Source organism: Mycolicibacterium neoaurum ATCC 25795 (assembly GCF_000691525.1).
GTDB lineage: Bacteria > Actinomycetota > Actinomycetes > Mycobacteriales > Mycobacteriaceae > Mycobacterium > Mycobacterium neoaurum.
In genome coordinates this window covers 16,762-29,890 of sequence record NZ_JMDW01000032.1, presented here as the reverse complement: position 1 = coordinate 29,890, position 13,129 = coordinate 16,762, and the positions used below count along the sequence as shown (strand labels likewise).

General features: G+C 66.2%; 11 protein-coding genes. 6 read left to right on the top strand and 5 right to left on the bottom strand.

Going from position 1 to position 13,129, the window contains the following annotated elements; translation table 11 throughout:
- On the bottom strand, nt 1–287 hold a 287-nt coding region (locus IC40_RS0126285), incomplete at its 3' end, for a DUF222 domain-containing protein (RefSeq protein ID WP_030137631.1).
- A gap of 74 nt (nt 288–361) precedes the next feature.
- Nucleotides 362–829 carry a DUF4262 domain-containing protein gene (locus IC40_RS0126280; protein WP_030137630.1) on the bottom strand — a complete coding sequence of 156 codons (468 nt, stop codon included), beginning with the start codon at nt 827–829 and terminating at the stop codon, nt 362–364.
- A gap of 76 nt (nt 830–905) precedes the next feature.
- Here IC40_RS0126280 and IC40_RS0126275 point away from each other — a divergent pair, with 76 nt between their 5' ends.
- The gene (locus tag IC40_RS0126275; protein ID WP_030137629.1) at nt 906–2,276 is read left to right on the top strand and encodes an NAD(P)/FAD-dependent oxidoreductase; all 1,371 of its coding nucleotides are present in this window, start codon (nt 906–908) and stop codon (nt 2,274–2,276) included.
- On the opposite strand, the gene IC40_RS0126270 is transcribed toward IC40_RS0126275, so the two are convergent.
- Complete coding sequence (locus IC40_RS0126270) at nt 2,273–2,728, bottom strand: SRPBCC family protein (protein WP_030137628.1); 456 nt, start codon at nt 2,726–2,728, stop codon at nt 2,273–2,275. The genes IC40_RS0126275 and IC40_RS0126270 overlap by 4 nt on opposite strands.
- A 65-nt stretch (nt 2,729–2,793) precedes the next feature.
- Here IC40_RS0126270 and IC40_RS0126265 point away from each other — a divergent pair, with 65 nt between their 5' ends.
- The 3 genes from IC40_RS0126265 (at nt 2,794) to IC40_RS0126255 (ending at nt 4,691) form a co-directional block, all read left to right on the top strand.
- On the top strand, nt 2,794–3,153 hold the full coding sequence (locus tag IC40_RS0126265; RefSeq protein WP_030137627.1) for a DUF427 domain-containing protein: 360 nt from the start codon (nt 2,794–2,796) through the stop codon (nt 3,151–3,153).
- A gap of 9 nt (nt 3,154–3,162) precedes the next feature.
- Nucleotides 3,163–4,059: a DNA-3-methyladenine glycosylase family protein gene (locus tag IC40_RS0126260; protein WP_030137626.1), complete on the top strand. Its 897-nt coding sequence runs from the start codon at nt 3,163–3,165 to the stop codon at nt 4,057–4,059.
- A gap of 92 nt (nt 4,060–4,151) precedes the next feature.
- Nucleotides 4,152–4,691 (top strand): Dps family protein, encoded by a 540-nt coding sequence (locus IC40_RS0126255; RefSeq protein ID WP_030137625.1) that lies wholly within the window; start codon nt 4,152–4,154, stop codon nt 4,689–4,691.
- A gap of 6 nt (nt 4,692–4,697) precedes the next feature.
- Here the strand turns inward: IC40_RS0126255 and aqpZ are convergent, their stop codons facing one another.
- Together aqpZ and IC40_RS0126245 are read right to left on the bottom strand one after the other, a co-directional pair.
- Nucleotides 4,698–5,465 (bottom strand): aquaporin Z, encoded by a 768-nt coding sequence (gene aqpZ, locus IC40_RS0126250; RefSeq protein ID WP_030137624.1) that lies wholly within the window; start codon nt 5,463–5,465, stop codon nt 4,698–4,700.
- Nucleotides 5,466–5,597: 132 nt separating this feature from the next.
- A complete protein-coding gene (locus IC40_RS0126245) occupies nt 5,598–6,419 on the bottom strand; it encodes a PaaI family thioesterase (RefSeq protein ID WP_030137623.1) in 822 nt (273 codons plus the stop codon).
- 488 nt (nt 6,420–6,907) lie between these two features.
- Here IC40_RS0126245 and gltB point away from each other — a divergent pair, with 488 nt between their 5' ends.
- Together gltB and IC40_RS0126235 are read left to right on the top strand one after the other, a co-directional pair.
- Nucleotides 6,908–11,506, top strand: a complete 4,599-nt coding sequence (gltB, locus tag IC40_RS0126240; protein WP_030137622.1) for a glutamate synthase large subunit — start codon at nt 6,908–6,910, stop codon at nt 11,504–11,506.
- Complete coding sequence (locus IC40_RS0126235) at nt 11,499–12,965, top strand: glutamate synthase subunit beta (RefSeq protein WP_030137621.1); 1,467 nt, start codon at nt 11,499–11,501, stop codon at nt 12,963–12,965. Before gltB ends, IC40_RS0126235 begins: the two co-directional genes overlap by 8 nt.
- Nucleotides 12,966–13,129: the final 164 nt, after the last annotated feature.

Genomic DNA, 13,129 nt, shown 5'->3' with positions numbered 1-13,129 from the left:
CCGGCGAAGACCTGGGCGAAGACCGGGAGCCGGGTGAGCAGGTCACGGCCCTGGGTGATCAGCGTGCAGGCCCGGCCTCGGCTGATCCCGAGCTCGGCGCCCAGTTCGGCGGCGACCAGTTCCCAGTCATCGACGATCAGATCGTCGAACTCGTGCCCGAGTTCGGCCATCCGGGCCAGTGCGAACCGGCCCGCCGCGAGCACCTTCGCTGCCACGGCGACCCGTTCGGTGCGCAGCTGATCGCGCGCGGCATCGAGGTGAACCCCCACACCCGACCGTTCGCTCATACGTTCGATTGTGCCACCAGGGTGTGACAGCTCGTGCGAGCCCGCGGACGGGGCGGGGTCACCTACACTCCGCGTCAGCCCTCGGTCGGCCCCCGAATACCCAGCACAGGTTGTCGCGGACCGCCGAGATTGAAATCGGGACACCATGGGGAGTGGCCGTCGTGATCGCGCCAGGCAACCTGCATGCCTCGAACGGGTCCGCCGTGGTAGGCCGCCGCCCACCCCGTGTGCACGTCGGGTGCGCTCACCTCGACGAATTCGGCCACCACATCGTCCCCAAAGGACATGGTGTCGCCGGGCACCGGCTCAGTCTCGTGCACCATGTAGTGAGCCGCGGCGTTCAACAGACCCAGGGAAGGTTCCGGCGGCAGGCCGGTGATGAGTAGTTCCGGCAGCCCCGCATCGGCCAAGCCGATGGTGTACGCGAATGGTGGATCGGTCTCGACGTACTGCACGGCCCAGCCGGTCTCTCTCGCCGCGCGGCGCAGGACTTCCAAATAGTCGGCCCGGGTGGCTCCGGGATGATCGCATTGCCAGCACATGATGTGGCCCCTTCCGTGAGTGCTTGGGCCCCACCATCCGCCTGACCACCGACAACGTGACTGGCAGAATCGTCAGGTGCCCACGATCAACGGTCAGGTATCGCACTGGTTCGACACTCTCCCGACGCCGCGCCCCGGACTGCCGGGTGATCGCGATGCCGATGTGTGCATCGTCGGCGCCGGATACACCGGATTGTGGACGGCCTACTACCTCAAAAAGTCCGACCCATCCCTGCGGGTCACGGTGCTCGAGGCGAGATTCGCCGGCTACGGCGCGTCAGGGCGGAACGGCGGTTGGTTGTCCGGCCTGGTCCCCGGGGACCGCAACAGGATGGCGAAAAGCCATGGCCGAGAGAAGGTTATCGCCTGGCAGCAGGCGTTGAACGACGCGGTCGACGAGGTGATCGCGGTTGCCGCCTCCGAGGGCATCGACGCCGGCGCCGTCAAGGGCGGCAATCTTGAGATCGCGCGTAATCCGGCGCAGGCCGCTCGGTTGTCCGCCGCAGTCGCCGAGGAGCGCAGGTGGCTCAACGATGTCACCGAACTGACCAAAGAGGAAGCGGCGCAACGGATCGACTTCGACGGCATGCTCTCGGCCTATCACAGCCCGCACTGTGCGCGTATCCAACCTGCCGCGCTGGTGCGGGGTCTGGCGAAAACCGTCGAACGCCTCGGTGTCGCACTCTACGAGCGGTCACCGGTCCACGAGATCGCCCAGGGGCGTGCCGTGACCGTGAGCGGAACCGTGCGGGCGCCCATCGTGCTGCGCGCCACCGAGGGATTCACCTCGGCGCTGCCCGGTCTGCACCGTCGCTGGCTGCCGATGAACAGCTCGATGATTGCCACCGAGCCCATCTCCGCCGAGCTGTGGGATGAGATCGGTTGGCGAGAAGCAGAACTCGTCGGCGATACTGCGCACGGCTTCTTCTACGCCCAGCGCACCGTCGACGACCGGATCGCCATCGGCGGACGCAGTGTGCCCTACCGGTTCGGCTCCCGGACCGACAATGACGGCCGGGTGCCCGCGCGGACCATCCGATCGCTCACCGAGGTGCTGCACTCGCTGCTACCCCAGGTGCGGCAGGTGCCCATTGCGCACGGCTGGTGTGGGGTGCTGGCCGTCCCGCGGGACTGGGAGGCCGGGGTGGCGCTGGATCGTGCGAGCGGCCTCGGCTGGGCGGGCGGCTATGTCGGGCACGGGGTGACCGCCACCAATCTGGCCGGACGCACGCTGGCCGACCTGGTCCTGGGCCACCGGACCGAGCGCACCCGGTTGCCGTGGGTCGGCCACCAGTCGCGCAACTGGGAACCCGAACCGCTGCGCTGGATCGGGGTGCGCGGTCTCTACACCGCGTACAAGATGGCCGACCGGCACGAAGCACGCAGCGGATCGGCGGCGACATCGCCGATCGCGCGGGTGGCCGATCTGATCACCCGCAAACCCTAGGCTTCCGCGCGCTGCTTGAGGCGCTGCAAGGTCAGCCGGATGTGTTCGGCATTGGCGTTGTCGCGGTCACTCACGCCGGTGACCAGTCCGGCGACCTTCTTGAACCACCCAGCGCGGCGATCCCACACCGATTCGGTGACCGTGCAGCCGCCCTCGACGGCGACGATGTCGTAGCGCCAGTGCGCGATCGGCAGGATCGCCGACGTCACGTCGAAGGCGAAGGCGCTGCCGGGATCGGCCGCGGTGACGGTGCAAGTGGTGCTCCAGGACTTCGCACCGTTGCGGTTCTGCCCCTTGAACACCGCACCGGGTGCGGCCGCGGTCCCCTTCGTCCACGACATGGCGTGCGCCTCCTCGGCCAACGACGCCAATGTCGCCAGATCGGTGATCAACGAGTAGACCGCGGCGGGCTCGGCGGCGATGGTGACGGACGCTTGTACCGGTGCACTCATGCCAGCGATGGTAACCATCGTGCGGTGACGGGAATCACGCTCGCCTCCACCGCGTTGACAGTGCCATGACAGTGCGGCAACCCCGGCAGCCCAGCGCCGAGCACCCGATCACCATCACGCCCACCGGACGGCGGGTGACCGTCACCGTCGGCGATGCCGTCGTGGCCCGGACCGATGACGCGCTGACCCTGCAGGAGGCGAGCTATCCGCCGGTCCAGTACATCCCGCTGGCCGACGTCGATCCCGCGCTGCTCGCGGCCAGCACGACGACGACCTACTGCCCGTACAAGGGCGACGCGAACTACTACAACGTCGGCGACCTGCCCGACGTCATCTGGAGCTATCAGCAGCCCTATCCGGCGGTCGCCGAGATCGCCGGCCGGGTCGCCTTCTATCCGGACAAGGCGCGAATAGAACTGTCCTAGATTGGTGGCGTGCCGTCCGCCACGCTCAGGTTCGACGGGCCCGTCAGTCCCGGTCTGACGCTGGCCCCGTTGCGTCGTGGCAGTGCCGACCCGTGCTTTCAGATCGTCGGCGCGGACACCTGGCGCACCTCGCTAATGCGCACCGGCCCGGTCACCGCCCACATCGCCAAGACCGCCGTCGACACTGTGGAATGTGAAGCGTGGGGTGCCGGGGCGGCCGAATTCCTCGACGGTCTGCCCGCCCTGCTGGGCCTCGACGACGACGATGCCGGATTCGCGCCCGCCGATCCCACCATCGCCGCGGCGCAGCGGCGGGTGCCGCACCTGCGGCTGGGCCGCACCGGTCGCGTGCTGGAGGCCTTGATCCCGGCAGTCATCGAACAGCGGGTCTACGGCAAGGACGCATTCCGGGCCTGGCGCATCCTCACCACGAAGTTCGGCCAGCCGGCCCCTGGTCCCGCACCGGCCGGTATGCGGGTACCGCCGAGCGCGGAGGTGTGGCGGCGCATTCCGTCCTGGGAGTTCCACCTGGCCAACGTGGACCCCGGCCGGGCCCGGACCGTCGTCGGGTGCGCACAGCGCGGTGAGGCATTGGAGCGGTTGACCGCCGAGCGCGCGGTGCGCGGCCTGAGATCGCTGCCGGGGGTAGGCATATGGACCGCTGCCGAAACGGTGCAGCGCGCATTCGGCGACGCGGACGAAATCTCGGTCGGCGATTACCATCTCGCGACCACAGTCGGAATGAGCCTGCTCGGCGTACCGATCGACGATGCGGCGATGGTGGAATTGCTCGAGCCGGTGCGGCCGCATCGTCAGCGTGCGGTGCGGCTGCTCTATGCCAGTGGTCTAGCAGTCAACCCGCGTCGAGCGCCAAGGCAAGCCATCCCTAACCTGCGGGCGCTCTGATCGAGCGGTGATTACCGGGCGGCGCGGTTGGGTAAACGACCGGCAGGCACGTCGATGCCGAAGACACCATGACGTCACGCGAAGGAGCGACCATGACCTCGTTCACCATCCCCGGGCTGTCCGACAAGCAGGGCAGCGAGGTGGCCGAACTGCTGCAGAAACAACTCAGCCGCTACAACGACCTGCACCTGACCCTCAAGCATGTGCACTGGAATGTGGTCGGGCCGAACTTCATCGGCGTGCACGAGATGATCGACCCGCAGGTTGACCTCGTTCGCGGATACGCCGACGAAGTCGCCGAACGTATTGCGGCACTGGGTGCGTCGCCGCTGGGCACGCCGGGCGCGATCATCAACGACCGTAGCTGGGATGACTACTCGGTGAACCGCGACAAGGTACAGGCCCATCTGGCAGCCCTTGATCTGGTCTACACCGGCATCATCGAGGACACCCGCAAGAACATCGAGCGACTCGATGACATCGATCTTGTGTCCCAAGACATGCTGATCGGCCACGCCGGCGAGTTGGAGAAGTTCCAGTGGTTCGTCCGGGCGCATCTGGAGAGTGCCGGTGGCACGCTCGTGCACGAGGGGAAGTCGACCGAAAAGGGCGCCGCTGACCAAGCGCGCTGATCGCGTTCAGCGCGCGTCGAGCGCGTCGTCCCGAACCGGACGATTCGCGAGTTCCTCTGCGACACCGAACAACAGCGGGTAGGCGATCCCGGCTATGGCCGCTCCCAGCAGCGGGGCAAGCCAGAACAACCAGAGTTGGCTCGGCGCTCCATCGGCGTTGAACAGTGCGACGCCGGTGGAGCGTGCCGGGTTGACCGAGGTGTTCGATATCGGGATCGAGATCAGGTGGATCAGGGTGAGCGTCAAACCGATTGCCAGCCCGGCGAAGCCCTTCGGGGCACGGTCATCGGTGGAACCGAGGATGACCAACAGGAAGATGAAGGTCAGTACCACTTCGGTGATGAGCACGGCCCACATGGAGTATCCGCCGGGTGAGTGCACTCCGTACCCATTGGCAGCCATGTTGCCGGTGGCGCTCCACTCCGGTGCACCGCTCGCGATCATGTAGATGAGTGCGCCGCCGGCGAACCCACCGATCACCTGGACGATCCAGTACGGCAGGACCGCGCTCCACTCCACGCGCTTGGCCAGTGCCGCGCCCAGCGTCACTGCAGGATTGAAATGCCCACCGGAGATGGTGCCGAAGGCGTACACACCGGTGAGCACTGTCAGTCCGAACGCCAATGCGACGCCGAGGAAGCCGATTCCGAGTGACACGCCGTCACCGGCGAGGAACTTGGCGGCGAATACGGCGCTGCCGCATCCGCCGAAAACAAGCCAGAAGGTTCCGATGAACTCGGCTGCGAGTCGATGTGTCATGGTGGGTGTGGACATGGCGCCGCTCCTATGGTCGGGCAACAGCTGATTCGCCGAGAGTCCCACCGCGAGCGCGCTGATCGGATCGGTTGAGACCCAATCTCTTCGCAACGGAGACGCGGCGCTGCCGAATCTCCACTGCCACGTGATCTAGTCCCGGTATGCCGTCAGGCGCGCGGTCAGCGCCAAGCGGCCATCGGCATCGATGCCCTGGGCTTCGGCCACCCCGCTGCTCCGGCCGGCGTGCAGAGCGGTCCCACGGTAGTGAGCCTGGCCTCCGCCGACCAGCCGGCGCAGATAATTGATCCGCAGCGACGCGGTGTGCAGTGGTCGCTGCGCCGGGTCGGTGTTCAGGGCAGCGGCTGCCACCAGCTCCAGTCCGGCGGCCACGATTCCGCCGTGCACGGCGCCGAGATGATTGTTGATCGCCGGGTGTGGGTGCTGGCGGAGCACCCGTGCGCCGCCGGCCGCACCGCCTGGCTCGGCAACCTCGACGGCCAGCAGATCGCTCAGGTCGGTCGGCAGAATCGAGTCGGATTCCGGCTCCGGGCCGGGCGGATTTGCGTTACCCGAACCGGCTCCGATGTAGAAGGAACGTATGGTGGCGTGGCCGATGGGTCGGCCACCGTGCGTGAGGTCGCATACCGACAGCGATGTTCCGGTCGGTACGCCGAGTGTCCGACTGGTCGCCATTATCGGCGCGGCGTCATCGGTGGTCAGCGTGTGCTGTGCGTCCGGACAGAATTCGATTGCCAGTTCACTGGTTACCGTCCAATGGCCGTCAGGCCGGCGAGCATGGTTGGGATAGCCGGCAATGTGATCGACCAGAACTCCCACGGCGGCCAAGCTCGGCGCCCCGGTGAACGGATTACGCCAGGCGGCAACCGGCAGGGTGGCCGAATACGTGGTCGGTCCCTGGTCGACATCGCGTATGCCGAAGCGGCCGACAGGTGTGTTCAGTGGGTATGACATCACCGTTCAGCTTCACCCCGCCGGACGCAACCCATACCACCCAGGGGTATCTGCAACTCGGGCGATGGTCTTCTCTAAGAATCTGGCTAGTCTTTGGGCAAATTAATCGAACATCAAAATCCCAGTTCAAGACACATTATCAAGTCTTTGGCAAACAAACGCGGGAAGGGTGGGCGGCGGGGGTGCGAGAGCTGGTCGTTGCGTAGCCGGTGGGCTGGTGGCGAAATAGTCTGGCGCACAGCGGCATTGGATGGTTCGACCGGTGGTTGCGCCGGTCCGGATCAAAACGGGCCACATAGTGTAGTTAGGTCTGGCTAAGTTGGCATGCCTTGCGGTCTTTGTCATATCGTTTTGGCAACTTGTGGCGAGTGGGTAAACGCCGTCGTTCAGTGCTGCACGAAGGCGCCGCGAACGCCAGGCCACTGGTAGCTGCCGACAGTGGACGCCGATTCACGCAGGCATGAGAGTAAGGGTCAGGTGGATTACCGATGGGAAATGTGCCCAGCGGCCTCTACAACCCCGCATACGAGCACGACTCATGCGGCGTGGCCATGGTGGCCGATATGCACGGTCGTCGCAGTCGCGACATCGTCGACAAGGCGATTACCGCGCTGCTGAACCTCGAGCACCGGGGTGCCGCCGGGGCCGAGCCCAACACCGGTGACGGTGCGGGCATCCTGATTCAGGTTCCCGACGAATTCCTGCGAGCGGTGATCAAAGAGCAGGGCCTCGGCTTCGAGCTTCCCGCCGAGGGCAGCTACGCCACCGGTATCGCTTTCCTCCCGCAGTCCGCACGCGACGCGAATCTGGCCTGCGAGGCCGTGCAGAAGATCGTCGAGGCCGAGGGGCTGCAGCTGCTCGGCTGGCGCGACGTCCCGCACGACGATTCCTCCCTGGGTGCGCTCGCCCGCGATGCCATGCCGACGCTGCGACAGGTCTTCATCGCCGGTGCCTCCGGCATGGATCTGGAGCGTCGGGCATACGTGATCCGCAAGCGCGCAGAGCACGAGCTGGGCACCAAGGGCCCCGGTCAGGACGGCCCCGGGCGTGAAACCGTCTACTTTCCAAGCCTTTCCGGACAGACATTCGTCTACAAGGGCATGCTGACCACCCCGCAGCTGCGCGCTTTCTACCTGGACTTGCAGGACGAGCGGCTGACCAGCGCGCTGGGCATCGTGCACTCACGGTTCTCCACCAACACGTTCCCGTCGTGGCCGCTGGCGCATCCGTTCCGCCGGGTCGCCCACAACGGTGAGATCAACACCGTCACCGGCAACGAGAACTGGATGAAGGCCCGTGAGGCGCTCATCCACACCGACGTGTTCGGGTACCACAACGACCTGAACAAGATCTTCCCGGTCTGTACCCCGGGCGCATCGGACACCGCCCGCTTCGACGAGGTGCTCGAACTGCTGCACTTGGGCGGTCGCAGCATCGCGCACGCGGTGCTGATGATGATCCCGGAGGCCTGGGAGCGCAATACCGAGATGGACCCCGCGCTGCGGGCGTTCTACCAGTACCACGGCTCGCTGATGGAGCCGTGGGACGGACCGGCGTCAGTCTGCTTCACCGATGGCACCGTCATCGGCGCCGTGCTCGACCGCAACGGACTGCGCCCGTCGCGCATCTGGGTGACCCAGGACGGTCTGGTCGTGATGGCCTCGGAGGCCGGTGTCCTGGACCTCGACCCGTCGACCGTCGTACAGAAGATCCGGTTGCAGCCGGGCCGCATGTTCCTCGTCGACACCGCGCAGGGTCGCATCGTCTCCGACGAGGAGATCAAGTCGCAGCTCGCCGCCGAGCACCCCTATCAGGAGTGGCTGGACGCCGGTCTCTTCCACGTCGACGATCTGCCGCCCGGCAAGTACGTCAAGATGCCGCACCACCGCGTGGTGCTGCGTCAGCAGGCGTTCGGTTACACCTACGAGGAGCTCAACCTGTTGGTGGCGCCGATGGCGCGCACCGGTGCCGAGGCGTTGGGCTCGATGGGCACCGACACCCCGATCGCCGTGCTGTCGCAGCGGCCGCGGATGCTCTACGACTACTTCCAGCAGCTGTTCGCCCAGGTGACCAACCCGCCACTGGACGCCATCCGCGAAGAGGTGGTGACCAGCCTGCAGGGCACCGTCGGCCCCGAAGGTGACCTGCTCAACCCGGACGAGAACTCGTGCCGCCAGATCGTGCTGCCGCAGCCGATCCTGCGTAACGCCGATCTGTCCAAGCTCGTCGACGTCGACCCCGACCACGAGATCAACGGCCACAAGCACGGCATGCGCGCCGCGGTGGTGAGCTGCCTGTACCCCGTCGCCGATGGCGGTGCCGGTCTGCGCCGCGCGCTGGAGGACGTCCGCACCAAGGTCAGCCAGGCCATCCGCAACGGGGCCCGCATCATCGTGCTCTCCGACCGCGAATCCACCGAGTGGCTGGCTCCGATCCCGTCGTTGCTCTCGGTTGCCGCCGTGCACCACCATCTGGTCCGCGAGCGCACCCGCACCCAGGTCGGGCTGGTCGTCGAGTCCGGTGATGCCCGCGAGGTGCACCACATGGCGATGCTGTGTGGTTTCGGCGCCGCCGCGATCAACCCCTACATGGCCTTCGAGTCGATCGACGACATGATCGACCGCGGTGTCATCACCGGTCTGAGCAGCGATCAGGCCAAGGCCAACTACGTCAAGGCCGCAGGCAAGGGCGTGCTGAAGGTGATGTCCAAGATGGGCATCTCCACACTGGCCTCCTACACCGGCGCCCAGCTGTTCCAGGCCATCGGCATCAACCAGCGGGTGCTCGACGAGTACTTCTCCGGGCTGCATTGCCCCACCGGCGGTATCGATCTCGACGATATCGCCGCCGATGTCGCGGCCCGCCACGAGCTGGCGTATCTGGACCGGCCCGACGAGTGGGCGCACCGTGAGCTCGAGGTCGGCGGTGAGTACCAGTGGCGCCGCGAGGGCGAATACCACCTGTTCAACCCCGACACCGTGTTCAAGCTGCAGCACTCCACCCGCACCGGGCAGTACGAGGTGTTCAAGGAGTACACCAAGCTGGTCGATGACCAGAGCGAGCGGATGGCCTCGCTGCGCGGCCTGCTGAAGTTCAAAGAGGGTGTGCGCGAACCGGTTCCCCTCGACGAGGTCGAGCCGGCCAGTGAGATCGTCAAACGCTTCTCGACCGGTGCCATGAGCTACGGCTCCATCTCGGCCGAGGCGCACGAGACGCTGGCCATCGCCATGAACCGGCTCGGCGGACGCTCGAACTCCGGTGAGGGCGGCGAGAGCGTCGATCGCTTCGAACCCGACGAGAACGGGGACTGGCGGCGCAGTGCCATCAAGCAGGTGGCGTCCGGCCGCTTCGGTGTGACCAGCCACTACCTGACCAACTGCACCGATATCCAGATCAAGATGGCCCAGGGCGCCAAACCCGGTGAGGGCGGCCAACTCCCGGGCCACAAGGTGTACCCGTGGGTCGCCGAGGTGCGGCACTCCACACCAGGTGTCGGCCTGATCTCTCCGCCGCCGCACCATGACATCTACTCGATCGAGGATCTGGCGCAGCTGATCCACGATCTGAAGAACGCCAACCCGTCGGCGCGCATCCACGTCAAACTGGTCAGCGAGAACGGTGTCGGCACCGTCGCTGCGGGTGTCTCGAAAGCGCACGCCGACGTGGTGTTGATCTCCGGGCACGACGGCGGTACCGGTGCCACCCCGCTGACCTCGCAAAAGCATGCCGGCGCCCCCTGGGAGCTCGGGCTTGCCGAGACCCAGCAGACCCTCCTGCTCAACGGTCTTCGCGATCGCATCGTGGTCCAGGTGGACGGTCAGCTCAAGACCGGTCGCGATGTGGTGATCGCCGCCCTGCTCGGTGGCGAGGAGTTCGGATTCGCCACCGCGCCGCTGGTGGTCTCGGGCTGCATCATGATGCGCGTCTGCCATCTGGACACCTGCCCGGTGGGTGTGGCCACTCAGAATCCGGTGCTGCGCGAGCGCTTCAACGGCAAGCCCGAGTTCGTGGAGAACTTCTTCATGTTCATCGCAGAAGAGGTTCGGGAACTGATGGCGCAGTTGGGTTTCCGCACCGTCAACGAGATGGTCGGCCAGGTGGGTGCCCTGGACACCAGTCAGGCCTCCGCGCACTGGAAGGCGCACAAGCTGGATCTCGCGCCGGTGTTGCACGAGCCCGAGTCGGCGTTCATGAACCAGGACCTGTACTGCAGCTCGCGCCAGGATCATGGTCTGGACAAGGCGCTGGATCAGCAGCTGATCACCCAGTGCCGCGAGGCGCTGGATGCCGGCACGCCGGTGCGGTTCACGACAAAGATCGCCAACGTCAACCGGACCGTCGGCACGATGCTGGGCCACGAGGTCACCAAAGCCTATGGCGGTGAGGGACTTCCCGACGGCACCATCGACATCACCTTCGAGGGTTCCGCCGGTAACAGTTTCGGTGCTTTCGTGCCGCGCGGTATCACGCTGCGGGTGCACGGTGACGCGAATGACTATGTCGGCAAGGGTCTTTCCGGTGGTCGGATCGTCGTGCGTCCGCCGGGCAACGCGCCGAGTGATTATGTGGCCGAGGACAACATCATCGCCGGCAACGTGATCCTGTTCGGTGCGACGACCGGGCAGGCGTACCTGCGCGGTCAGGTCGGTGAGCGATTCGCGGTGCGCAACTCGGGTGCGCACGCCGTCGTCGAGGGTGTGGGCGACCACGGGTGTGAGTACATGACCGGTGGCAAGGTCGTGATCCTCGGCCGCACCGGCCGCAACTTCGCGGCAGGCATGTCTGGCGGTGTCGCGTATGTCTACGACCCGGACGGGCGACTGCCCGGCAATGTGAACGGCGAGATGGTCGATCTGGACGACCTGAGCGCCGAGGACCTCGAGGTGTTGCAGGAGATGATCGTGGCGCATGTCGATACGACGGATTCGGCGGTGGGCCGCCGCATCCTGGCCGACTGGGATGGTGCGGCCAAGCAGTTCGTCAAGGTGATGCCCCGTGATTACAAGCGGGTGTTGGTGGCAATCGAGGAGGCCGAGAACTCCGGCCAGGACGTGGGCGAGGCGATCATGGCGGCGGCCCGTGGCTGATCCGAGCGGTTTCCTGAAGCACACCGTCCGTCAGACCCCGCCCCGCCGGCCGGTCGACCTGCGCCTGCAGGACTGGAAAGAGGTCTACGAGGAGTTCGACCACGAGACCCTGCAGGTGCAGGCCTCGCGGTGTATGGACTGCGGTATCCCGTTCTGCCACAACGGTTGTCCTTTGGGCAACCTGATCCCCGAGTGGAACGACCTGGTGTACCGGGATCGTTGGCGCGACGGTATCGAGCGGCTGCACGCCACCAACAATTTCCCGGAGTTCACCGGCCGGCTGTGTCCCGCCCCGTGCGAGGCGTCCTGTGTGCTCGGTATCAACCAAGACCCGGTGACCATCAAGCAGGTCGAGGTCGAGCTGATCGACAACGCCTTCGACCAGGGTTGGGTCACGCCGATGGTCCCGACCGTGCGGACGATGAAGAAGGTCGCCGTCGTCGGCTCCGGCCCGGCCGGGTTGGCTGCCGCACAGCAATTGACGAGGGCCGGCCACAGCGTCACGGTCTTCGAGCGGGCTGACCGGATCGGCGGGCTGCTGCGCTACGGGATCCCCGAATTCAAGATGGAAAAGCGTCATATCGACCGCCGGCTGGAGCAGATGGCGGCCGAAGGTACGCAGTTCCGCACCGGTGTGAACGTCGGCGTGGACATCACCGTCGAGCAGTTGGATGAGGAGTACGACGCCGTCGTGCTCGCCGGCGGTGCCGCCGCCTGGCGCGACCTGCCGATCCCCGGCCGCGAACTCGACGGCATCCATCAGGCGATGGAGTACCTGCCGTGGGCCAACCGCCTGCAGCAGGGTGACGACGTCGCCGGGGCAGACGGCGAACCGCCGATCACCGCCAAGGGCAAGAAGGTCGTCATCATCGGCGGTGGTGACACCGGTGCCGACTGCCTGGGCACCGCGCACCGGCAGGGTGCGGCCAGCGTCCACCAGTTCGAGATCATGCCGCGTCCGCCGGAGACACGGGCCGAGTCGACCCCGTGGCCGACGTATCCGCTGATGTACCGGGTGGCTTCGGCGCACGAAGAGGGTGGCGAGCGCGTCTTCTCGGTGAACACCGAAGCGTTCTGCGGAACCGACGGCCGAGTGACCTCGCTGAAGGTGCACGAGGTGCAGATGAAGGCCGGGAAGTTCGAGAAGGTCGAGGGGTCGGACTTCGAACTCGAGGCCGATATCGTCTTTCTGGCGATGGGTTTCGTGGGTCCTGAGCGCGAGGGGCTGCTCACCGACCTCGGCGTCGAGCTGACCGATCGCGGCAATGTCGCCCGTGACAAGGACTTCCAGACCAATGTGCCGGGCGTGTTCGTAGCCGGTGATATGGGTCGTGGGCAGTCCCTCATCGTGTGGGCGATCGCCGAGGGCCGCGCCGCCGCGGCCGGCGTGGACCGTTACCTGATGGGTGAGTCGGCGCTGCCGCGACCGATCGCGCCGACGGCGGCACCGCAGCGGTAGGCGTCGGCTCGGAGATGTGCCGACCTGCCGGTAGCTACTACCACCAAATCACACCAGCAACATCAGTCACACAAGAAACATCCGATTTTTAATCGGCGTGCCGGTTGGTGTTAGCCGCGTCACAGGTGTCTAATGGCTGCACAGGGGTCGTCGGAGTAAAGTGA

Coding starts and splice junctions, on each gene's coding strand:
- IC40_RS0126280 (WP_030137630.1), bottom strand. CDS start 829: ATGTGCTGGCAATGCGATCATCCCGGAGCCACCCGGGCCGACTATTTG.
- IC40_RS0126265 (WP_030137627.1), top strand. CDS start 2,794: ATGACAGTGCGGCAACCCCGGCAGCCCAGCGCCGAGCACCCGATCACC.
- IC40_RS0126245 (WP_030137623.1), bottom strand. CDS start 6,419: ATGTCATACCCACTGAACACACCTGTCGGCCGCTTCGGCATACGCGAT.
- gltB (WP_030137622.1), top strand. CDS start 6,908: ATGGGAAATGTGCCCAGCGGCCTCTACAACCCCGCATACGAGCACGAC.
- IC40_RS0126255 (WP_030137625.1), top strand. CDS start 4,152: ATGACCTCGTTCACCATCCCCGGGCTGTCCGACAAGCAGGGCAGCGAG.
- aqpZ (WP_030137624.1), bottom strand. CDS start 5,465: ATGTCCACACCCACCATGACACATCGACTCGCAGCCGAGTTCATCGGA.
- IC40_RS0126270 (WP_030137628.1), bottom strand. CDS start 2,728: ATGAGTGCACCGGTACAAGCGTCCGTCACCATCGCCGCCGAGCCCGCC.